24 protein-coding genes are annotated in these 19711 nt (G+C 65.7%); 13 read left to right on the forward strand and 11 right to left on the reverse strand.

Annotated features, from left to right (window positions below):
• Positions 1-86 precede the first annotated feature (86 nt).
• A complete protein-coding gene (locus tag NX780_RS20510) occupies positions 87-869 on the reverse strand; it encodes an RNA methyltransferase (RefSeq protein ID WP_258829737.1) in 783 nt (260 codons plus the stop codon).
• Positions 870-1045: 176 nt separating this feature from the next.
• Between NX780_RS20510 and NX780_RS20515 the strand changes: the two genes are divergently transcribed.
• The 9 genes from NX780_RS20515 (at position 1046) to NX780_RS20555 (ending at position 8795) form a co-directional block, all read left to right on the forward strand.
• Positions 1046-1825, forward strand: coding sequence for an inositol monophosphatase family protein (locus NX780_RS20515; RefSeq protein WP_258829833.1), 780 nt, complete (start codon positions 1046-1048; stop codon positions 1823-1825).
• A 269-nt stretch (positions 1826-2094) separates the two neighbouring features.
• Complete coding sequence (locus tag NX780_RS20520; RefSeq protein ID WP_258829738.1) at positions 2095-3477, forward strand: DEAD/DEAH box helicase; 1383 nt, start codon at positions 2095-2097, stop codon at positions 3475-3477.
• Positions 3478-3654: 177 nt separating this feature from the next.
• A complete protein-coding gene (locus NX780_RS20525) occupies positions 3655-4137 on the forward strand; it encodes a MarR family winged helix-turn-helix transcriptional regulator (RefSeq protein WP_258829739.1) in 483 nt (160 codons plus the stop codon).
• Between the two features lie 26 nt (positions 4138-4163).
• Positions 4164-5465, forward strand: coding sequence for an MFS transporter (locus NX780_RS20530; protein WP_258829740.1), 1302 nt, complete (start codon positions 4164-4166; stop codon positions 5463-5465).
• Positions 5466-5516: 51 nt separating this feature from the next.
• The gene (gene hyi / locus NX780_RS20535) at positions 5517-6326 is read left to right on the forward strand and encodes a hydroxypyruvate isomerase (protein ID WP_258829741.1); all 810 of its coding nucleotides are present in this window, start codon (positions 5517-5519) and stop codon (positions 6324-6326) included.
• Positions 6327-6369: 43 nt separating this feature from the next.
• Positions 6370-6735: a VOC family protein gene (locus NX780_RS20540; protein WP_258829742.1), complete on the forward strand. Its 366-nt coding sequence runs from the start codon at positions 6370-6372 to the stop codon at positions 6733-6735.
• A 5-nt stretch (positions 6736-6740) separates the two neighbouring features.
• Positions 6741-7271, forward strand: a complete 531-nt coding sequence (locus NX780_RS20545) for a hypothetical protein (RefSeq protein ID WP_258829743.1) — start codon at positions 6741-6743, stop codon at positions 7269-7271.
• A 97-nt stretch (positions 7272-7368) separates the two neighbouring features.
• On the forward strand, positions 7369-8238 hold the full coding sequence (locus tag NX780_RS20550) for a hypothetical protein (protein ID WP_258829744.1): 870 nt from the start codon (positions 7369-7371) through the stop codon (positions 8236-8238).
• A gap of 11 nt (positions 8239-8249) precedes the next feature.
• Positions 8250-8795 (forward strand): hypothetical protein, encoded by a 546-nt coding sequence (locus NX780_RS20555; RefSeq protein WP_258829745.1) that lies wholly within the window; start codon positions 8250-8252, stop codon positions 8793-8795.
• Positions 8796-8863: 68 nt separating this feature from the next.
• Here NX780_RS20555 and NX780_RS20560 read toward each other — a convergent pair whose 3' ends face one another.
• The 4 genes from NX780_RS20560 to NX780_RS20575 form a co-directional block, all read right to left on the reverse strand.
• Positions 8864-9424 carry a hypothetical protein gene (locus NX780_RS20560; RefSeq protein WP_258829746.1) on the reverse strand — a complete coding sequence of 187 codons (561 nt, stop codon included), beginning with the start codon at positions 9422-9424 and terminating at the stop codon, positions 8864-8866.
• A gap of 92 nt (positions 9425-9516) precedes the next feature.
• Positions 9517-10416: a M90 family metallopeptidase gene (locus NX780_RS20565; RefSeq protein WP_258829747.1), complete on the reverse strand. Its 900-nt coding sequence runs from the start codon at positions 10414-10416 to the stop codon at positions 9517-9519.
• Positions 10416-11180 (reverse strand): glutathione peroxidase, encoded by a 765-nt coding sequence (locus NX780_RS20570; RefSeq protein ID WP_258829748.1) that lies wholly within the window; start codon positions 11178-11180, stop codon positions 10416-10418. The genes NX780_RS20565 and NX780_RS20570 overlap by 1 nt, the downstream gene beginning before the upstream one ends.
• A gap of 199 nt (positions 11181-11379) precedes the next feature.
• Entirely contained in the window at positions 11380-11994 is a 615-nt protein-coding gene (locus NX780_RS20575) for a winged helix-turn-helix domain-containing protein (protein WP_258829749.1), read from the reverse strand.
• A gap of 414 nt (positions 11995-12408) precedes the next feature.
• On the opposite strand from NX780_RS20575, the gene NX780_RS20580 reads away from it, so the two are divergent.
• The gene (locus NX780_RS20580; protein WP_258829750.1) at positions 12409-13446 is read left to right on the forward strand and encodes an OmpA family protein; all 1038 of its coding nucleotides are present in this window, start codon (positions 12409-12411) and stop codon (positions 13444-13446) included.
• A 110-nt stretch (positions 13447-13556) separates the two neighbouring features.
• Positions 13557-14507 (forward strand): YihY/virulence factor BrkB family protein, encoded by a 951-nt coding sequence (locus NX780_RS20585; RefSeq protein ID WP_258829751.1) that lies wholly within the window; start codon positions 13557-13559, stop codon positions 14505-14507.
• Between the two features lie 131 nt (positions 14508-14638).
• Here the strand turns inward: NX780_RS20585 and NX780_RS20590 are convergent, their stop codons facing one another.
• The 3 genes from NX780_RS20590 to NX780_RS20600 all read right to left on the reverse strand — a co-directional run bounded on the left by NX780_RS20590 (position 14639) and on the right by NX780_RS20600 (position 16920).
• Positions 14639-15907 carry an AI-2E family transporter gene (locus tag NX780_RS20590; RefSeq protein WP_258829752.1) on the reverse strand — a complete coding sequence of 423 codons (1269 nt, stop codon included), beginning with the start codon at positions 15905-15907 and terminating at the stop codon, positions 14639-14641.
• Between the two features lie 46 nt (positions 15908-15953).
• Positions 15954-16271, reverse strand: a complete 318-nt coding sequence (locus NX780_RS20595) for a BON domain-containing protein (RefSeq protein WP_258829753.1) — start codon at positions 16269-16271, stop codon at positions 15954-15956.
• 100 nt (positions 16272-16371) lie between these two features.
• The gene (locus NX780_RS20600; protein WP_258829754.1) at positions 16372-16920 is read right to left on the reverse strand and encodes an HlyD family secretion protein; all 549 of its coding nucleotides are present in this window, start codon (positions 16918-16920) and stop codon (positions 16372-16374) included.
• Positions 16921-17138: 218 nt separating this feature from the next.
• Here NX780_RS20600 and NX780_RS20605 point away from each other — a divergent pair, with 218 nt between their 5' ends.
• Together NX780_RS20605 and NX780_RS20610 are read left to right on the forward strand one after the other, a co-directional pair.
• A complete protein-coding gene (locus tag NX780_RS20605; RefSeq protein WP_258829755.1) occupies positions 17139-17600 on the forward strand; it encodes an outer membrane lipoprotein in 462 nt (153 codons plus the stop codon).
• A 168-nt stretch (positions 17601-17768) separates the two neighbouring features.
• Positions 17769-18131 (forward strand): hypothetical protein, encoded by a 363-nt coding sequence (locus tag NX780_RS20610; RefSeq protein ID WP_258829756.1) that lies wholly within the window; start codon positions 17769-17771, stop codon positions 18129-18131.
• Between the two features lie 382 nt (positions 18132-18513).
• Here the strand turns inward: NX780_RS20610 and NX780_RS20615 are convergent, their stop codons facing one another.
• The 3 genes from NX780_RS20615 to NX780_RS20625 are packed head-to-tail and all read right to left on the reverse strand — an operon-like array spanning position 18514 to position 19685.
• Complete coding sequence (locus NX780_RS20615) at positions 18514-18897, reverse strand: hypothetical protein (protein ID WP_258829757.1); 384 nt, start codon at positions 18895-18897, stop codon at positions 18514-18516.
• A 24-nt stretch (positions 18898-18921) separates the two neighbouring features.
• A complete protein-coding gene (locus tag NX780_RS20620; protein ID WP_258829758.1) occupies positions 18922-19308 on the reverse strand; it encodes a phage holin family protein in 387 nt (128 codons plus the stop codon).
• Positions 19309-19325: 17 nt separating this feature from the next.
• Positions 19326-19685, reverse strand: coding sequence for an ElaB/YgaM/YqjD family protein (locus tag NX780_RS20625; protein WP_258829759.1), 360 nt, complete (start codon positions 19683-19685; stop codon positions 19326-19328).
• Between the last annotated feature and the right edge of the window lie 26 nt (positions 19686-19711).

Consider the following 19711-nt stretch of genomic DNA (forward strand, 5'->3'; position numbering starts at 1 on the left):
TTTGGACACGAGCCCGACCGTTGACCGCAATTACAGTCCAGCTTGTGTCCGTTTGTCAGACCTGACACCCAGGTTTTTTGCTTGCATTATTTCTTTGGGGCGTGCTCGATGATGGCGCGGGCGATGCCGCGCAGGATGTTGACCTCTTCGGTCTCGAGCCCGGTTCGCGAGAACAGGCGCTTCAGGCGCGGCATCAGCTTCTTCGGATTGTTCGCATTCAGGAAGCCGACCGCCACCAGCGCTTCCTCGAGGTGGGCGTACATGCCGTCGATCTGGGTCACGCTGGCCGCGTCGCCATGGAAGCCCACGCCACGCTCGTCGACCGTGTCGCCGGCGGCCGCCATGCGCGCCTCGTAGGCCAGCACCTGGGCGGCCTGAGAGAGGTTCAGTGACGAGTAATCTGGATTGGCCGGGATGTTGATCAGGACGTTGCAGCCCTCGACGATCTCGTTCGGCAGGCCGACCCGCTCGTTGCCGAAAAGCAGGGCGGGCCACAGCTCGCCCTGCGGCGGGCGCAACTCTCCCTGCCCCGCCACGTGGGTGCTGAAGGCGCGCGGCGTCCATACCGGTGGCGAGAATTCGCGCAGGCGGGCCGACACGGCGGCTGCGAAATTGCAGCCGTCCAGGGCTTCCCCGATGGTGCCGACGATGCGCGCTTGTTCCAGCACGTCGCCGGCGCCGCTGGCGAAGGCGACGGCCTCCGCATCGTGCAAAGGATCCTCGCAGCGGGGCGCCACCAGCACCAGGTCGGAAAATCCCATCGTCTTCATGGCGCGCGCCACCGAGCCGACATTGCCGGCGCGGCTGGTCTCGACCAGCACAAAACGGAGCCTTTTGAAGAGAGATGTGTTGATTTCGGTCTGGTTCATTTAAAATAGCGCCATCGCGCGGTGCGGGCGGTTGAATTCCTGGAGGTGTAGGACCGGGATTTTAACGGGTTCGGCACCGCTTTGCTCTTTGTCATTCTCTATTCAGCAGACCGTTCACGGCGCATTGAAGGCGTGGTGGGCGTTCGCGTTTTTTCCACGGAAAGCTCATGCACCCAATGCTCAACACGGCCGTCAAGGCCGCCCGCCGCGCCGCCACCGTCATCAACCGCGCGTCCTTCGATCTCGATCGCATCACCATTTCTGAAAAAAATCACAACGATTTCGTCACCGACGTCGACCAGGCGGCCGAAGCGGCCATCGTGGAAACCCTGCTGAAGGCCTACCCGGACCACGCCATCCTGGCGGAAGAAACCGGCGCGTCGAAGAACCTGAATGACGAGAGCGAGTTCGTGTGGATCATCGACCCGATCGACGGCACCACCAACTTCCTGCACGGCTACCCCAACTACTGCATCTCGATCGCCCTGCAACAGAAAGGCGTGATCACCAATGCCCTGGTCTACGACCCGGTCCGCAACGACCTGTTCACCGCCACCAAGGGCGCCGGCGCCTACCTGAACGACAAGCGCATCCGCGTGCGCAACCACGACCGCATCGGCAAGGCCCTGCTGTCGGCCGGCCACGGTCCGGACCCGCGCGCGCTGGCCGAATACCTGCGCATGTACGAAGTCGTCGCCTCGCGCTGCCACGGCGTGCGCAGCGCCGGCTCGGCCGCGCTGGAACTGGCCAACGTGGCCGCCGGCCGCATCGACGGCTTCTTCGAGAAGGGCCTGAAGGTCTGGGACATCGCGGCGGGCGCCCTGCTCGTCACCGAGGCGGGCGGCATCGTCGGCGAGTTCAATGGCGAATCGGAATACCTGCACAAGGGCGACGTGATCGCCGCCGGCCCGAAGGTGTTCGGCGCCATGGTGCCGCTGCTGTCGCCGTTCGCTTGAGGTTCGATGCGGCGTTTTCGCGTAGAATAGCCACCGTGCTTACGGGCGTGCTATTCCGCGCCCGCCGTACCGGCTGGAAAGTCCCGGTCAGAAACTTTCCATAGAGAAACAAACTCCTCTATAATCCCGGCTGGCCTGCCCGCATTCTTCGATGCGGGCGGCAGCGTCCGGCGTTCCCGCGACACCCATCGCGTCCCGCCTGCAATGACTAATCCGGTTTTCCTGGACTGCCGCCGCGTGGCGACGGCCCGCTTTTTTATAAAGAATCTATGTCATTTTCTACTCTCGGTTTGTCCGACGCGATCGTCCGCGCGGTGACTGAACAAGGCTATACCTCGCCGACGCCGATCCAGGCCCAGGCGATCCCGATGGTGCTGAACGGCGGCGACCTGCTGGCCGGCGCCCAGACCGGCACCGGCAAGACCGCCGGCTTCACCCTGCCGATCCTGCAGCTGCTCTCGACCGACAAGATCGGCGCCCAGCTCAAGAACAAGACCGCCCCGCGCGCCATTCGCGCCCTGGTCCTGACCCCGACCCGCGAACTGGCTGCCCAGGTCGAGGAGAGCGTGCGCCTGTACGGCAAGTACACCAACCTGAATTCGGCCGTCATCTTCGGCGGCGTCGGCATCAACCCGCAGATCAAGCTGCTCAAGCAGGGCGTCGACATCCTGGTCGCCACGCCTGGCCGCCTGCTCGACCACGCGGGCCAGGGCACCGTGGACCTCTCGAAGATCGAGATCCTGATCCTGGACGAAGCCGACCGCATGCTGGACATGGGCTTCATCCACGACATCAAGAAGGTCCTGGCCCTGCTGCCGCCGAAGCGCCAGAACCTGCTGTTCTCGGCCACCTTCTCGGACGAGATCAAGGCCCTGGCCGACCGCCTGCTGAACAACCCGCAATCGATCGAAGTGGCGCGCCGCAACTCGACCGTGGAAGTGATCGCGCAAAAGATCCACCCGGTCGACCGCGACAAGAAGCACCCGATGCTGGCCCACCTGATCAAGGAAAACAACTGGCACCAGGTGCTGGTGTTCACCCGCACCAAGCACGGCGCCAACAAGCTGGTCGAACAGCTCGGCAAGGACGGCATCGGCGCGATGGCCATCCACGGCAACAAGAGCCAGTCGGCACGCACCAAGGCCCTGTCCGAGTTCAAGGACGGCAGCCTGCAGGTGCTGGTGGCAACCGACATCGCGGCGCGCGGCATCGACATCGACCAGCTGCCGCACGTGGTCAACTATGACCTGCCGAACGTGCCGGAAGACTATGTGCACCGCATCGGCCGTACCGGCCGCGCCGGCGCGACCGGCGAAGCCGTGTCCCTGGTCTGCGTGGACGAACACCAGATGCTCAAGGACATCGAACGCCTGATCAAGCAGACCCTGCCGCGTCACGTGATCCCGGGCTTCGAGCCGGACCTGAACGCCAAGGCGCAACCGATCCAGCTGCGCAGCGGCGCGCCGGGCCACGCCAACCGTGGCGGCGGCCGTCCTGGCGGCAACCGTGGCGGCAACGGCCAGCCGCGCAGTGCCGGCGCCGGCAACGGCCGCCCGGCCGGTGGTGGTGGCCGTCCCGCCAATGCCAACGGCGGCAGCCGCAACGGCAATGGCGGCGGTGGCCGCGGCCCGCGTACCGCGTCGCGGGGATAAGCGCGGCAACTGAGCTGCCGCAGGGCTAGCTTCAGGAAAGCCAGTGTCGGACCGCGTTGTCCGCCACTGGCTTTTTTTCACCCAAAAGTGATACTTGAGCACTCAAGCACTTACCAAGGGTCGATATTCATCCTATATTTGAGTAATCAACTATTTCTCAAGTATGGAGGAACCGCCATGAGCGACGTAAACGACATGAACGACATGAACGGCAGTACCCAGCAAGCCCCCTTCGACAGCCCGACCAGCGAATTCTGCCTGCGCATGGCGCGCGCCTGGGCGGCCCTGTCGCGGCGCCTGGACAGCGCCCTCGGCGGCCACCACGGCATCAGTTTCGCCGACTACCAGTTACTGCTGAGCCTGCAACGCGCGCCGGGCGGCAAGCTGCGCCGGGTCGACCTGGCCGAGAAGCTCGGCCTCACCGCTTCCGGCGTGACCCGCTCGCTGCTGCCGCTGGAAAAGATCGGCCTGGTGGCGCGCCAGAGCGATCCGCGCGACGCCCGCGTCGGCTACGCCATCATCACCCCGACGGGCAGCGAGCTGGTCACGAACGCCAGCGTGGTGGTGCACAACGTCAGCCGCATGCTGCTGGGCGCGCCTTCGCGCGAGCAGGTCGAGTCGACCTCGACCCTGCTGGCCCAGCTCGCCGGCGGCCAGTAATTCGTCCAACGAACAGGCAACAGAACATGAGCGAGAAACAGGCGCTGCGGCGCGACCCCAATTTCACCTGGCTGATGAGCGGCGGCGTCATCTCCGCCCTGGGCGACCAGTTCACCATGATCGCCCTGCCCTGGCTGGTCCTGCAGCTCACCAAGGACCCGCTGGCCCTGGGCGTGATGGTAGCGGCGATGGGCGTGCCGCGCGCCATCCTGATCCTGTTCGGCGGCGCCCTGGTCGACCGCTACTCGCCGAAAAGCGTCCTGATGCTGACCAAGCACGCCAACACGGTGCTGCTGGCCATCCTGGCCGCCCTCGTGCTGCTGGACGCCGCCACCCTGCCCCTGGTCGCCGCGCTGGGCTTCGGCATGAGCGTGGCGTCCGCCTTCAGCATCCCGGCCGGCACCTCGATGCTGCCGCACACGGTCGCGCCCCAGCACCTGCCGGCCGCGAACGCGGCGATGATGGGCATGCGCCAGTTGACCATGCTGGGCGGACCGCTGCTGGCCGGCCTGCTGTTCGTGCTGGCCGGCGACGGCAGCAAGGGGCAAGGCGATGCGCGCGGCCTGGGCCTGGCCTTTGCCATCGACGCCCTCAGCTACATCGTCTCGGCCTGGACCCTGGCCAAGGTCAAGCCGCTGGTCCGGCCCGCCGCCGGGGAAGCGAAGAAGGAATCCGTATTCCGCTCGGTCGGCGCCGGTCTCGCCACCGTGTGGCGCGACCGCACCCTGCGCACCGCTTTCTTCTACTGGGGCCTGTGCGCCTGCGTGGTCGGCGGCCTGATGCAGGTCGCCCTGCCCCTGCTGGCCAGCGAACGCCTGCACGGCGCCTCGGCACTCGCCGTCCTGATGGCCGCGCATGGCGCCGGCATCCTGGCCGGCATGGCGCTGTCCGGCGTCATGGGCAAGCGCCGCATCGTCAACCTCGGCATCACCCTGCTGGTCGTGGACGGCGTGTCGGGCCTGCTCCTGATCCCGATGGGCCTGGTCACGCAAAGCTGGCAGGGCATGCTCCTGATCGCTGCGATCGGCGTGCTCGGCGGCTTTATCCAGGTGGCCGTGTTCACCTGGCTCCAGCAGCGCGTGCCGCCTTCGATGCTGGGCCGCATGATGGGCATCTTCATGTTCGTCTTCATGGGCCTGGCGCCGCTGGCGGCAGCCGGGGCCGGCTCGCTCGCCAGCCTGATGAGCCTGGCGACACTGTTCGCCGGCGCCGGCGTCTTCCTGGTGGCGGCCGCCCTGCTGGCCTGGCTGTTCACGCCGATGTCGTCCCTGGCCGACGCCGCCCTGCCGGCCGCCAGGCCCGCGGCTGCGGAGACGGATGCGGCGTGAGTCGATGCGGGATCGGTTACGATCGCAGGATCGCCACCGATCCTGCCCAGCATGCCCAACTTCGCCGCCAACCTGAGCCTGCTCTTCACCGAGCTCGACTTCCTCGACCGCTTCGCTTGCGCCCGCAAGGCCGGCTTCGATGCGGTCGAGTTCCTCTTCCCCTACGCCTTCGAGCCGCGCCAGATCGCCGCCCGCCTGCAGCGTTACGACCTTGAACTCGCGCTGTTCAACCTGCCGGCCGGCGACTGGGCCGCGGGCGAGCGCGGCATCGCCTGCGATCCGCGCCGCACGGGCGAATTCCGCGAAGGCGTGCAGCTCGCCATCGACTACGCGCTCGAGCTGGGCGTGCCGCGCCTGCACTGCCTGGCCGGCCGCCGTCCGCCACGGGTCGGCGTGGAGCGCGCCCATGCGACCTATGTCGAGAACCTGCGCCACGCCGCCGCGGAATGCCGCGCCCATGGGCTCGAACTGCTGATCGAGCCGATCAACGACCGCGATATCCCCGGCTACTTCCTCACAGGGACAGGCCAGGCCGCCGCCGTCATCGCCGAATGCGGCGCCGACAACCTCTTCCTGCAATACGACATCTACCACATGCAGCGCATGGAGGGAGAGCTGGCCGGCACGATCCGCCAGTACCTGCCCCTGATCCGCCACATCCAGCTGGCCGACGTGCCGGGGCGCCACCAGCCGGGCACGGGCGAGATCAACTTTCCCTACCTGTTCCGGCTGCTGGATGAGCTCGGCTACCAGGGGCGGGTCGGCTGCGAGTACGTACCCGAAGGCGCCACGGTCGAATCCTTCGCCTGGCTGGAGGAAGAACGCGCACGAAGCCATGCGCGAGGCATAGACAGTAACTAGCCATTCAGGCAACATCGATGCTTTCCCCTAGCGAGGAGCTGCGATGATCCAGGGTTTGCGTACCGTCATCTACCCCGTCACCAAGCTGGCCGAGGCCTCCGCCTGGTATGAGCGCGTGCTCGAGCGGGCGCCCTATTTCAGCGAAGCCTTCTATGTCGGCTTCGAAGTCGGCGGCTTCGAACTCGGCCTGATCCCGGACGGACAGCCCGGCAGCAACGGCGCCACCGCCTACTGGGGCGTGGCGGACGCCGATGCCGAACTGGCGCGCCTGCTCGAACTGGGCGCCAGGCTGGACCAGGCGGTCGAGGACGTCGGCGGCGGCATCCGCGTGGCCACGGTGCGCGATCCGGACGGCAATGTATTCGGCGTGATCGAGAATCCGCATTTCGACCGCAACAAAGTCGCTTGACCCCAATGACCGATCAAGCAAGGGTGGCGATTCTTGCCAGAGAAGCGTTCGACCAGTGGCAGGCCGGCCGGCACGAGCAGGCCCGGCTGCTATATGAAGAGGCCCTTTCTCTGGCCGACCCACAACACTTTGCTCTGGCGCAGTACCATGGCCAGTATGCCGGCGTACTGAATGCGCTCGGACGACACGAACAGGCATGCGCTGCGCTGGAAACTGCATTGAAGACTGAAATCGCGCAGGGCTATGCAGAAGGCTCGCCGCCCGTGATCGTTGCACGCTACTTTCTCGCCGATCAGCTGCTTCGGCTCGGCCACAAGGAAGCCGCACTCGGCACCCTGGCGCCCTCGATCCTGCATGCGCCAACCAGTTGGCTGACACGCTTCGAAGAGGCTTGCATCCTCCAGGCATTGGATCGCAGGGTCGAAGCCAGGCAGGCTGCCGCATTGGCGATCGCTCACGCGCCCGGCCCGGAAAAGGCCGAGGAACTCAGGCAGCGCCTCAAGGAGATCCTGGGCGGTTCCGATTCCGAAGAGTGATAGTGGCGACACCGCCATTGACCGTCAGCAAAACTTTCTTCCACGGAGTTTGAAACAATGGGACCTTTCGGGCCGTACCGCGGCCAGGAGGGAGCCCATGCTGCGACATTTTGCCACCCGTCTGTTCCCCCGCCTGATGCTCACGGGCGCCCTGCTGCTCTCCGGCTGCGCCACGACGAATACCGGCCAGGTCAGCCTGCAGGAGGTGCGGGAATTCGCCGATGCCTCCGCCCGCCTGGGCGGCTATGCCGAACTGGCGCGCCGCTACCGCGACACCTACGAGCGCGAGCAGCCCTATCTGTCGCCGGCGGCCGACAAGCTGGCCAAGGAGAACGACGCCAAGCGCCGCGCCGTCTTCGAGGATTTCGTCGCCATCCAAAAAACCCTGGTGCTCTACATGCAGACGCTCAGCCTGCTGGCCGGCGACACCCGCTATGACCTGTCGGCCCGCATCGACGACCTGGGCAATGGCCTGAAGGCGAATACCGAGTCGGGCCTGCAACAGCGCCACATCACGGCCTATACCGGCATGACGCGCCTGCTCACGCGGGTGATTGCCTCGGGCTACCAGAACCGCAGCGTCGAGACCATGGTGCGCGACGGCGACGCCGACGTGCAGGTCCTGCTGGACGCCATGATCCAGCTCACCCGGCTCTACTACAAGACCAACGAGAATGAGAAGAAGACGATCCTCGGCATTTTCGATGTCGAGATTCCGTTTTCGACCCGCAATTCGGACCGCATGCTGGTGACGCTCGCCAAGGTGCACTACATGAACAAGGCCACCGAATACAAGCTCATCGACCGCCGCTACGAGCTGGCCCTGCAGGGCCTGACCAAGGTCGCGCTGGGGCACCAGAAGATGCGCGAGAACCTCGGCAAGCTGTCCAGCGATGAAGTGCGGCGCCTGCTGACCAACTACGGCCGCGACCTGCGCACGATCCGCGACGGGCTGTCCGGCGAATGACAGGAGAGCACATGGCAAGCACCTCGACCCGCAAAGGCGCCGTTCCGGCTCCGGCAAGCGCCGCCAAAGAGACCCCGGCCGCGGAAGGCGCCGTCCCGGGCGGCCTGTCGACCACGGACCAGATCGTCGAACTCGCCGACCAGCTCTCGGCCTGCGCCGACCAGATCCACGAACGCGTGATGAGCGAAATCCGCTCCTATGGCGGCAAGCCGGTGCCGGACAAGGTCCAGGCCACGGCGCGCGCCTTGCTGGAAGACGAAGTCCTGCTGCGCCAGCGCGCCAACGGCCTCTACGCCGACGCCGCCACCTTCATCGTCAAGGCGCTCGGCAAGCCGCAGGCGCACCTGGTCAAGCTGACAGCCGACGCGGCCGAGAAGATCCGCCGCATCGGCGTCATCGGGGAAGTCACGGGGCTGGTGGCGGGGCTGATCGGCCTGGCGGGCGCCGCCGCGACCGGCCAGGCGGTGCCGGTGCTGATGGCGCTCGAGAAGGTGCACAAGCAGGTGAAGGCGATCGAGGCGCTGGCGCCGAAGCCCTCGGCAGCGGCAAAAACGTAGGGTGGGCGGCTCTACCGGGCGACCCAAATGAACGCTGGAAGAAACGCCGCCCACCCTATAAAAATCGGTCAGGAAATAAGTTGAGGCCGGCTGCTGGGATCGAAATCCGCCCAGTCCCCGTCGACAATATTGCCTTCGGCCCGTTCGATGTGACGCGCGCCCAGCTGGCGCAGCACGTCGACGGCCTTGTCCGCCAGCCCATCGCCGTCGTCGAAAGCGACCGCCACCAGCATGCCCGCCTCGCGCGGCGGGACGCGGTTCTCGGTGCTGCCCTCTTCCGTCTCGCCGCGTTCCTTCATCTTGGAAAAGCTGAACAGCGAGCCGACGTGGCCGCCCACCAGGCCGCCGACGACCGGGCCCAGCGGTCCGGTGACGGGCGCGGTGGCCGCGCCGATAGCGGCGCCGACCGCACCGCCCGTCGCCACGCCCTGCACCACGCCCTCCGGCGTTTCCTTGGCGCCCGGCGACTGGAGGTGGTCTCCGCCGATCGGGGTCTGGTCGTGCTGGCCCGGCTGGGTCAGGTAAAAACCGCTGATCCGGCCGGCGTCGAAGCCCGCATCGGCAAGTGCGCGGCGGGCGCGGTCGACGTCCTCCTGAAGCTGGAAGCGCCCTGCAATAATCGTGGACATATCGATTCCTCCTGGAACGTGGTTGGCTCAACGATACGCCGGCAAGCGTCCCTACTCTGTACGGAGGCGCACGCAGTCCAGCTCTGCAACTTTCAGCGCCATTGGCCGTAGACCACGTGCTCGCCGAAGGATTCCTCCACCACGACCGGCTCCGGCAGCCAGGCGCGTGGGTCGACCCGGAAATACTTGAGGAATTCCCCGTACAGGTCGGGATGGCGCACGGCCATGGCATGCGGCTGCTCGAAGAAGCTTTCGGTGGCCACCGCAAAGAACTCGGCCGGGCTGCTCGCCCCGTAATGGTCGAGCACGCCGTGCTGGCCCCACATGGCATCGCGCCTCAGGTTCGCGAAATTGCGCGACAACACCTCGGACCAGCTGCGGTAGCGCTCGGTGCTGCCGAGGTAAGGAGCGCCATTCGTGCTGCCCGACTCGCTGTCGAGCTGGTGGGCGAATTCGTGCAGCACCACATTGTGGTGGGCCTGGGCATCTTCGCTCCACGCATGCTGCGCGCCGCGCCGCACATGGTCCCAGGACAGGATCACGCGGCCGTCGCCCCAGGATTCGCCCAGCAGGTCCTGGCGCTGCTCGGTGACGACGCCGGCCGCGTCGATCTCGCGGCGCGGCACCAGGAAGGCGCCCGGGTAGACCAGCACGGCATGCAGGCTCGGGTAGACGTTCGCCGGCACGCCACCGCCGGCGCGTCCCAGCACCAGCAGGCAGGCCTGGGCCGCGATGGTCACGCGCATCTCGTCGGTGATCTCGAGCCCGGCGCAGCCGACGAAATTCTTCTCGTGCAAGAACTGCTGGACCAGGCGCTGCAGCCGCTGGCGCTCGCCCCCGTCCATGCCCGCGTACTGCACAACATTGCGCTCGAGGATGGCGAGCTGCTCGCGCGACAGCGGACGCGCGAGCGCACGGCGCAGGCGCCACTTCGGCAGCAACCAGGCCGCCAGCAGTCCGGCCCCGATCAGGCCGACGACGATCCCTTCCATCAACGCTCCCGTTCCGCCACCCAGGCGACAGTCTCGTCGGCCCCGCCGATGCGCTTGCCGCCCACAAACACCTGCGGCCAGGTCAGCTCGCCGCTAATGCCGCGCAGCACGCTGGTCGTGATCTTCTGGTCTTCCGAGATATCGGTGAACACGATGCCATTCTCGCGCAGCGCGGCCTTGGCGCGCGCACAATGCGGGCAGCCGGGGCGCGAGAACATGACGACCGGCTCGGGAATCTTCGCATTCGGGTTGATATGTCTCAGCATCGTATCGGCGTCGGAGACCTCGAACGGGTCGCCTTCCTTGTCCGGCTCGATGAAGATTTTGTCGATCACGCCGTCGTTCACCAACATCGAATAGCGCCAGGAGCGCCGCCCGAAGCCGAGGTCGCGCTTGTCGACCAGCATGCCCATGCCCTCCGTGAAGTCGCCATTGCCGTCGGGGACGACGGTGATGTTGGAGGCGCCCTGTCCTGCCGCCCACTGGTTCATGACGAAGGCGTCGTTCACCGAGATGCACAGGATGTCGTCGACACCGTTCTGGCGCATCACCGGCGCCAGCTCGTTATAACGCGGCAGGTGGGTCGAGGAACAGGTCGGCGTGAAGGCGCCGGGCAGCGAGAACACGACCACGGTCTTGCCCTTGAACAGCTCGTCGGACCTCAGGTCGCGCCACTGGTCCTCCAGGCGCGCCTTGAACGTGACGCTGGGAACGGGCTTGCCCTGGAGCGATTCGGCGGTCGGTAATGTCGTGGTCGATGGCATCTGGCTTCCTTTCCTCGTGGGCGGCCGGGGCCGCATTGGGAGGCAGGTAGGGATGCTTGACGGGATTTCAACGCGGCCGCGCCAAATAATTGTTGAACTGAAAAAAACAAAGCCGCGCACAAGGCGCGGCATGAAGGACGACAGCGATCGTCTGGCCGGCAGCCGCGGGTCTCAGGCGCGGCTGGCCGGGGCGTGCCTGTCAGGCACCCTGCTTGGCGGTCTGGCTCGGAGCCGGGCCGAACAGCGCGGCGACCAGCGGATCGCGGGTGACCGGGCTGCGGTTGACGCGGATGGCGTAGTGGGTGTCGTCCGCCAGGATGTGGAAGTGGCGGCCGCTGCCGGCCATGTTCTGCTCGCGCAGGCCCGGACGCTCCTTGCGCGGGGCGGCGCCTTCGCGCTTGGGCTGGCAGATGGCGGCCAGGAAGGCCTTCACGCGCTCCTGGTCCGGGCAGATCTGGTAGACGGCCTTGCCCAGGTAGGTGGCGGTGCCCTCGATGTAGCGGGCCAGTTCGATGACGCCGGCTTCGCGCAGGTCGCGGATGTACTTGCGGGCGCCCGACGGCGAGAACTTCAGGAACCAGGCGATCTCGTCGGCCAGCATCTCGTGGGTCGACAGTTCGTTGATGAGTTTCTGCATGTTTTCGATCCGGCGTTGCGTGGCCGACGTCGAGCGGACACGCTCGATGGGCGCCAGGGAAATCGGCGCGCGTTCGGTCGGTTGCGGCGGGACGCGTTCGATCAGCGCGGAGTTGCTGGAAGTGTGCACTGCGCCAAGATCGCCTTGCACCGCGTTGTGATGGGTCGTTGCATGCATGTGGTGAGCTCCGTTTTATAGAGTGAGACTTGTGTGGTCCGGGTCGCTGTGTGCCTGTTCGACACCCTGACAACACCTCGGTTCCGCTTAACTGGGCTCAAGATTGCCTGCGTCAGACCCCTTGGTCTGTGCGCCATCCAACATTCAACAAAATTCCTGTAGGCATTTACTTAATCTTTTGAAACATCTGCTTACACACGATTTGTCATGCAACCGTCACAAATTTCCAAAATGCACTATGATGCTGCGCACAACGCTTCTGTAGCTTTTTTGCCACTGTTGTAAATTTGCACAGCAAATATGCCTTGGGTGCGGTACCGCACCGAGAGCACGGAACTTGGACTGTTATTGTTTATCCAACATCTGTGTCAAGGCATGCGATGTCAACAACCCTTCACCTTATGGGAGTAACCTGTGAATAATACGAAGAAGATCGCCCTGGCAGTCGCCATCCTCTGCTCGGCCGGCACCGCCCTCGCCCAAGAAGCCCCAGCAATCAACCCGTCGTGGTATATCCAGCCGAGCGTCGTGCACGCCAAGCCGGACGCCGACTTCGGCGTGAATGATCGCGACACCGGCGGCGGCCTCAAGTTCGGTAAGGCCATCAACCAGTACTGGGACGTCCAGTTTGGCGGCAGCCAGGTGCGCTTCGAAGAGGGCGCCAACAACTATCGCCAGACCCTGCTGGGCGTGGACGCCCTGCTGATGCTGTCGCGCGAGCGTTTCCGTCCCTTCGTCCTGTTCGGCCTGGGCGTCGAGCGTGACAAGGTCGAGAACCCGCTGCGCCGCGTCGGCCACAACTCGCCGTACGGCACCGTCGGCATCGGCTTCCAGGCCAGCCTGACCCCGCAATGGTCGCTGCAGGCCGACCTGCGCAGCGTGCGCGGCTTCCTGCGCCACGACGAAGACTTCGGCTTCAAGCGCAGCAACAACAAATACCTGACCGTCGGCCTGAACTACGCGTTCAACCCGCCGCCAGTGGCCGCCGCTCCGGCGCCGGCACCGGCTCCGGTCGTCGAAGCCCCGGCTCCGGCGCCCGCACCGGCTCCGGTCGCTCCGCCGCCGGCACGCTTCGAGAAAGTGACCCTGGAAGCCACCAAGCTGTTCGAGTTCGACAAGGCCGACCTGATCATGCCGTCGCCGAAGCTGGACGAGATCGCTTCGGCACTGCAGGCCGACACCAGCATCACCGACGTCGACATCACCGGCTACACCGACCGCCTGGGTTCGGAAAAGTACAACCTGAAGCTGTCGGAGCGCCGCGCCAACTCCGTGCGTGACTACCTGATCAGCAAGGGCGTCGACGGCAACCGCCTGAAGGCTTACGGCAAGGGCGAAGCCAACCCGCTGGTGCAGTGCAACGAGAAGAACCGCGCTGCGCTGATCGCCTGCCTGGAACCGAACCGCCGCGTCGAAGTCGAGCAGATCACCGTCGAAAAACGCGTGCAGTAATTCAGCCGGCATGCCACGGCCAGCCGCGCCCTCCAGGGCCAGGCTGGACCGCGGCAGCGTCGACGCACGTCCCGGGGGCTTCGGCCCCCTTTTTATTTGGAGGATAGGACATGGCTGTCAAAAACTGGCTACCGTATTCGCGCGAGCTGGTGCGCGTCATGCGTTGCGCCGTCACGGAATGGCTCGAGCACCGCGCCTCCAGCAAGGGCGCCGCGCTCGCCTTCTACACCCTGTTCTCGCTGGCGCCGATCCTGGTGCTGGTGATCGCGATCGCCGGTTTCTTCTATGGAGCCGAAGCCGCACAGGGTCAACTGCTCAACGAATTGCGCGGCCTGGTCGGCAAACAGGGCGCCGAGACGATCCAGGCCATCCTGGCCGGCGCGCGCAACAAGGAAGACGGGATGTTCGCCACTATCGTGGCCGGCGTGCTGCTGCTGGTCGGCGCCACCACCGTGTTTTCCGAGCTGAAGGACAGCCTCGACGAGATCTGGGACGTGCCCCAGCCCAAGAACGGGGGCTTCTGGGACGTGGTGCGCACCCGCTTGCTCTCCTTCGGCCTGATCCTGGTGCTGGGCTTTCTCCTGATGGTGTCGCTGGTCGTCAGCGCGGCCCTGGCCGTGGTCGAGAATTTTATCGGGGGCATGTGGAAGGAAGCAGCCGTCGTGATGGGCTGGGTTGCCTCAGGCATCAGTTTCCTCGTGATCGCCATCCTGTTCGGGACCATCTACAAGCTGCTGCCGCGCATCCACCTGTCGTGGCACGACGTCACCATCGGCGCGCTCGGCACGGCGGCACTGTTCACGCTGGGTAAATTCGGCATCGGCCTCTACATCGGCAACAGCGGCGCCGCGGACAGCTTCGGCGCGGCCGGCTCCCTGATCGCCCTGCTGCTGTGGGTGTATTACTCGGCCCAGATCTTCTTCCTCGGCGCCGAGTTCGCGCGCCAGTATGCCCTCAAGCTGGGCAGCCTGAAGCACAAGCCGGCGGAAGAGACGGGGGACAAGAAGAAAGAGGAACCGCCTGCGCAGACGGGTACCTGGAAAGGCGGACGTGCAGTTTAATTTGTAGGGTGGACGGCTCCGCCGTCCGCGCGTTCAACCAGCGTTAAAATGGACGATGAGCATTAGTTCACAGTGTATTTGAACGCGCGTTCGGCAGAGCCGAACACCGTGATCCAGTCCCCCGGACTGGGTCACTCACCCAACAACTCCGCCAGCACTTCCATCCCTTCGACACGCTCGGCCACCACTTTCAGCACCACGACCACCGGCACCCCGAGCAGCAAGCCCCACATCCCCCACAGCCAGCCCCAGAACAGCAGGCTCACGAACACGGCCGCCGGATTCATCTTGGCGATCTTGCCCGTCATCCAGGTGGTCACCACCATGCCGACCAGGGTCGCGATCCCGAGCGAAGAGCCCGCCACGAGGATCACCATGCGCAGCGATTCGAACTGGAAAAAAGCCACCGCTCCGGTCGCGATGGTGATCAGGAGCGGCCCGAAATACGGCACCACGTGGGCCACGCCGGCGAAGGCCGCCCAGGCGCCCGCGTTCTCCAGGCCGATGGCGCGCAGCGCCGCCCAGGTGAGCAGGGCGAGCAGCACATTGGTCACCAGCAGCATGAACATATAGGCCTGGATCGCATTGTTCATGTCGTCCAGGATGTGCACCGTCACCTTCTTGCGGGTGAGCGAGGGGCCGGTGAGCTTGACCAGCTTGCGCTTGAAGGTGTCGCCAGCGAGCAGCAGGAAGAACACCAGGAACACCACCATGGTCGCCTGCGAGAGGAAGGTCGCCAGCCCCACGGAGCCGGCCAGCACCCAGTCCATCACGCGGATGTTCGAGCCGGCGGCGGGCGCCGGCGGCACGCTCTGGGTGCGCTTCTGGATCGCCTTGCGCTCCCCGCCCCCGGTGGCGTTGGAGGCGGCGCGCTCGATCTCGGCCGCGGCCTGCTGCACCTGCTGGATGGTGGAGCGCTCGCCGCTGCTGCTGGTCAGGATCTTGGTGACCTTGTGGGTCAGCGCGGGCAGCTCGTCGATGATGTTGAAGAATTCGCCCTGCAGCCGGTAGAAGGTGCCGCCCATGGCGCCGAGGATCAGCGCGGTCACGAGAGTCGCGCCGATGACGCGTTTCACGTGCCAGCGTTCCAGCCAGCGCACGACGGGATTGAGGGTGTAGGCGATGAAGATGCCGAGCAGGAGCGGCACGAAGAATTTCTGCGCCCATTGCAGCGCGAAGATGCAGGCAATGGTGGCGAGGATGCCCAGCGACAGTCCACGTGCATTGACGTGGACCGGCAGGCGCAAGCCGGCCGCATGCAGCGTCAGCTCGTCGCCGGCTGGGGGTGAAGCAGGAAGGGGCTCGGCCGCGGCGCCCGGCCCGTCGGGGGCCGCCGGCGCCGGGGCGGCATTGTCGGACGCTTGCGCAGGTTGCGCCGGTTCGGGTGGTACAAGCTGCATAAATCGAGCGCCTCGGACAAGGAGCCGGGCCGCCCCGGCTTCGGAATTACTTCACGCGGATGTCGTTCTTGACCGAGGTCACGCCCTTGACGCCGCGTGCGATCTGCACGGCCTTCTGTGCGTCGCCGGCTTCAGCGACGAAGCCCGACAGCTGCACGTCGCCCTTGTAGGTTTCGACGTTGATCTCGGTCGCCTTGACGGTCGGGTCGGCGGCGAAGGCTGCCTTCACCTTGGTGGTGATGACGGCGTCGTCGACGTATTCGCCGGCGGTCTTCGAGGTTTCGTTCTGCGAAGCGCAACCGACGGCGGTGATGGCGACAGCGGCGGCGAAGGTGGCGGTGATGAGGCGTTGTGCGATTTTCATGATAGCTCCTTGGTTAACACTACAGATAGTCAGACTACAAAAGCAAGCCCGTGCGGGCGTGGGGGCGGTGCCGGCGCGCCGGCCCGCCAAAAACGAAAGCTTATTTGCCGAACTGGGTCTTGGCCGCGTTCACGCACTGGTCCTTGACGGCGCCGGCATAGGCATCGCATTTCTCGATCGCGACGCGATACTGGGCGGCCAGCTTGTCCTCGCGCGCATCGAGGCGCGCCTCGATGCTCTTGCGGTCGGCCTTGGCATCGGCCTGGGCCGCGACCAGGGTGGCCTTGGCCTGCTCCAGGCAGACGTCGCGGTCATTGCCGGTCACGGCGGCGCAGCGCACCTTGTCGCGGTCGAAGTTGGCGGAGGCGATGCGCATGCGGGCCTGGGTATAGGCCGACAGGGTGTTCTTGTAGGCGGCCTCGGCCTCTTCCTCGACCCGCACGCGCGCCGCCTTGGCTTCGGCGATGCAGAGGTCGTGCGGATTGCCGGCGATCAGGTCGCAGCGCGCCTTGGCCGCCTTGTAGTTGGCTTCGGCCGTGGCGCGGGCCTGTTCGTACGCCGTCTTGGCGTCGGGCACGGCCTGGGCGCGCGCCGAACCTGCCCAGGCGAGCGCGGCGCCGATCAGCAGGAAAGCATGGCTGGTTCTCATTTTTTGTTCTCCATTTGTCAACACGCTAATGACGTTTTACGCCCAGTTCCCCCGGCTTTCTGTTCGGTGCCGAACACATGAGCATTTGCACAACAATTCCGTATGGAGTCGCTCAAATATCCCGTCGAAATAACGTGAAGCTAGGACGGTTAGGAAACGCACAGACCCCAAGCCCGTGCCTGTCTACAGTGGAGCCATACTCTTATCAGGAGAACAACATGAAAGCATCCCGAACCCTCGCTGCTGCCGTGCTGGCAACCACTGCCCTCCTCACCGGTTGCGCAAGCACCTCGTCCCAGCCGTATAACAACGGCTACAACAGCGGCTACAACAACGTGTCGATGGGCTATGGCACGATCGAGTCGATCCAGGTTGTCCAGGGCGAGAACCGCACCAGCGGCGCCGGCGCCATCCTCGGCGGCGTGGTCGGTGCGCTGGCCGGCAACCAGGTCGGCAGCGGCAGCGGCCGTACCGCGGCCACCGTGGCAGGCGGCGTGGCGGGCGCGGCGATCGGCAACAGCGTCGAGCGCAACCGCGCTGCCGGCGGCGGCGCCGAGGTGTACCAGATCAATGTGCGCATGGATAACGGCGAGTACCGCACCGTGAACCAGGACAGCGTCTACGACCTGCGCGTGGGCAACCGCGTGCGCATCGTCGACGGCCGCGTCTACCGCTATTGATCGGGCCAGGAGCGGCTGACGGGCCGCTTCCTCTTCCTTCCTGGTCCGGATGCCCGGTCGGCCCCGCGCCTGCCGGGTATCCGGCCATTGCCCGCCGGCCGTGTGCCCGCGGCTGGCCGGCTTCACCTTGTCCTGCCGGGCCGCGGCCCGGCCACATGGGAGAACACCATGCCCCACCATCGCACCCTGTTGCGCGGCGCCTGCGCCTGCCTGCTCGGCGCCGTCCTGTCCGCCCACGCCCAGACCCAGACCCAGACCAGCAGCGACGCCCTGGTCGATCCGGTCGCGGCCCGCCAGCAGGCGAAGGAAATCGCCCAGGGCGATCCGGCGCGCTGGTACCGCGAAGACACCACCCGCCAGGCCCGGCTGCGCACCCTGCAGAAGGAAGCCGGCGCCGCGCTGCAGGAAGCGCGCAATGCCTGCAAGAAGGGGCCGAGCGCCGAGCGCAAAAGCTGCGAACAGGAAGCGCGTGCGAATTACCAGCGCGATATGGCGCAGGCCAAGGCGCAGGTGGACGGGCAGACGCCTTGAATTCGCAAAGTATTGGCATGTCCGTCGGCTGATAGTTTGCCGTAGGGTGTACGGCTGCGCCCGACGGCGTGCATTCACGCGCCTGGAACGCCGTACGCGCGTTCAACTCCCCTTGGAATAGCTGGGAACTACGTTTGGCCGAGAAGGCGTTCTCTCTGCGCGAACGAGAGTTGAACGCGCGGACGGCGCACCTGCAGCGGGTCACGCTCCCTCCGGGGTAGAGCCGTCCACCCTACGGTTGAGCGAACACGCCAACGTTCGCGGTAACTGCCCGCAACAGGCGAAAAAAAACGGCGCCGAATCAGAGATTGCGACGCCGCTCAAGCCCCACCATATTCTTCAGGCTGCGCTTACTTGCTGTTGACTACGATGCTGCCTCGTTTCAAACCGCCGTTTGCTGCGAGCGGCGCTTGTGTACATACCACCCGACCACACCCAGCAGGATGGCGGCGACGCCTGCCTGCTTGCCGAGACGGCGCTGGCGGATGAAATTAAACGCCGTCATCCCGTAAGGCGCCAGCGTCGCGACGCTGATGCCGGTTGGCCTGAGCAGCGCATCCGCGCGCGTGCGCAGGGCCAGGGTGGCATGGTCGAGCGCCCCGTGCAGGATCACATCCGGGCGCGCGCCGTAGCGGATTTCCGCCTTGGCCTGCGCCACGCTCTGGCGGAAGTACTCGCCTTCGCGCAGGAGCTCCTGCTTGCGGATCACAGGATCCACACTGTGCTTGTGTCCGGCCAAACCGGTCGTGCCATCTTCATTGTGCATGTTTCCCCTCCTTCGTGTCGCCGCTTAGAGCAGCATGTCGCGGTCGTTCTTGAGTTCCTTCATCGTGGCCGGGAAGCCGAGCTTGTCCTGCTTCAGCAGCGCCAGCCCCTTCGCCACCAGCACGGCGGCGATGATGAGGAACACGACGAACATGATCAGGAGGATCTTCCATCCCATGTCTTCCCAGGCCAGCGCCACGATGGTCATGGTGCCGTAGGCGATGGCGAACCAGACCGCCAGGATGGCGATGCCGAAGCAGGCCAGCAGCTCGATGACGTGGTTGCGCACTTCGGACAGCTCGAGCGCGGCCAGTTCGACGCGCGAGACGAGCAGCCCGAACAGGCTTTTCATCAGGATGGAAATCCCGCCCATCAGGCCAGGGCTATGCACTACGGTATCGTCCTTTTCCATGGCGTCACCGGTCCCGCTTATTGCTGCTTGCCGCGGCTCAGCAGGACGCCGAGGGCGATGCCGATGCCGGCGGCGATCGCCAGGGTACGGTAGGGGTTGTCACGAACATAGACATCGGCGTCGTGCGCCAGTTCCCGGCCGCGCTCCATGGCTTGATCCTGATAGCGGTTGGCCTTGCCCAGGGCACGGTCCAGCAGTTCCATGCCGCGGCTGCGCAGTTCCTCGGCCTTCTCGCCCGTCAGTCCGGTGGCCGCGCTGAGCATCGACTGCGCATCGCGCACCAGCGCTTTCAGGTCGGACTGGGCTTCGGCCGCGTGGGCGTCGTACTCGTAGGAATGGGCCTTGGCTTTCAGGTTGCTGCGGGTAGTGTCAAGCATGGTGTACTCCGTTAGTTGGTGTTGTT

The organism is Massilia agri (assembly GCF_024753255.1).
Taxonomy (GTDB): Bacteria; Pseudomonadota; Gammaproteobacteria; order Burkholderiales; family Burkholderiaceae_D; genus Telluria; species Telluria agri.

Bases quoted from the DNA above. Each gene is read 5' to 3' on its own strand.
- NX780_RS20615 (WP_258829757.1), bottom strand. From the start codon at position 18,897: ATGCACAATGAAGATGGCACGACCGGTTTGGCCGGACACAAGCACAGT.
- NX780_RS20520 (WP_258829738.1), top strand. From the start codon at position 2,095: ATGTCATTTTCTACTCTCGGTTTGTCCGACGCGATCGTCCGCGCGGTG.
- NX780_RS20625 (WP_258829759.1), bottom strand. From the start codon at position 19,685: ATGCTTGACACTACCCGCAGCAACCTGAAAGCCAAGGCCCATTCCTAC.
- NX780_RS20610 (WP_258829756.1), top strand. From the start codon at position 17,769: ATGCCCCACCATCGCACCCTGTTGCGCGGCGCCTGCGCCTGCCTGCTC.
- NX780_RS20540 (WP_258829742.1), top strand. From the start codon at position 6,370: ATGATCCAGGGTTTGCGTACCGTCATCTACCCCGTCACCAAGCTGGCC.
- NX780_RS20605 (WP_258829755.1), top strand. From the start codon at position 17,139: ATGAAAGCATCCCGAACCCTCGCTGCTGCCGTGCTGGCAACCACTGCC.
- NX780_RS20545 (WP_258829743.1), top strand. From the start codon at position 6,741: ATGACCGATCAAGCAAGGGTGGCGATTCTTGCCAGAGAAGCGTTCGAC.
- NX780_RS20510 (WP_258829737.1), bottom strand. From the start codon at position 869: ATGAACCAGACCGAAATCAACACATCTCTCTTCAAAAGGCTCCGTTTT.
- hyi (WP_258829741.1), top strand. From the start codon at position 5,517: ATGCCCAACTTCGCCGCCAACCTGAGCCTGCTCTTCACCGAGCTCGAC.
- NX780_RS20570 (WP_258829748.1), bottom strand. From the start codon at position 11,180: ATGCCATCGACCACGACATTACCGACCGCCGAATCGCTCCAGGGCAAG.
- NX780_RS20555 (WP_258829745.1), top strand. From the start codon at position 8,250: ATGGCAAGCACCTCGACCCGCAAAGGCGCCGTTCCGGCTCCGGCAAGC.
- NX780_RS20585 (WP_258829751.1), top strand. From the start codon at position 13,557: ATGGCTGTCAAAAACTGGCTACCGTATTCGCGCGAGCTGGTGCGCGTC.
- NX780_RS20590 (WP_258829752.1), bottom strand. From the start codon at position 15,907: ATGCAGCTTGTACCACCCGAACCGGCGCAACCTGCGCAAGCGTCCGAC.
- NX780_RS20600 (WP_258829754.1), bottom strand. From the start codon at position 16,920: ATGAGAACCAGCCATGCTTTCCTGCTGATCGGCGCCGCGCTCGCCTGG.
- NX780_RS20575 (WP_258829749.1), bottom strand. From the start codon at position 11,994: ATGCATGCAACGACCCATCACAACGCGGTGCAAGGCGATCTTGGCGCA.
- NX780_RS20620 (WP_258829758.1), bottom strand. From the start codon at position 19,308: ATGGAAAAGGACGATACCGTAGTGCATAGCCCTGGCCTGATGGGCGGG.
- NX780_RS20560 (WP_258829746.1), bottom strand. From the start codon at position 9,424: ATGTCCACGATTATTGCAGGGCGCTTCCAGCTTCAGGAGGACGTCGAC.
- NX780_RS20525 (WP_258829739.1), top strand. From the start codon at position 3,655: ATGAGCGACGTAAACGACATGAACGACATGAACGGCAGTACCCAGCAA.
- NX780_RS20530 (WP_258829740.1), top strand. From the start codon at position 4,164: ATGAGCGAGAAACAGGCGCTGCGGCGCGACCCCAATTTCACCTGGCTG.
- NX780_RS20595 (WP_258829753.1), bottom strand. From the start codon at position 16,271: ATGAAAATCGCACAACGCCTCATCACCGCCACCTTCGCCGCCGCTGTC.
- NX780_RS20565 (WP_258829747.1), bottom strand. From the start codon at position 10,416: ATGGAAGGGATCGTCGTCGGCCTGATCGGGGCCGGACTGCTGGCGGCC.
- NX780_RS20515 (WP_258829833.1), top strand. From the start codon at position 1,046: ATGCTCAACACGGCCGTCAAGGCCGCCCGCCGCGCCGCCACCGTCATC.
- NX780_RS20550 (WP_258829744.1), top strand. From the start codon at position 7,369: ATGCTGCGACATTTTGCCACCCGTCTGTTCCCCCGCCTGATGCTCACG.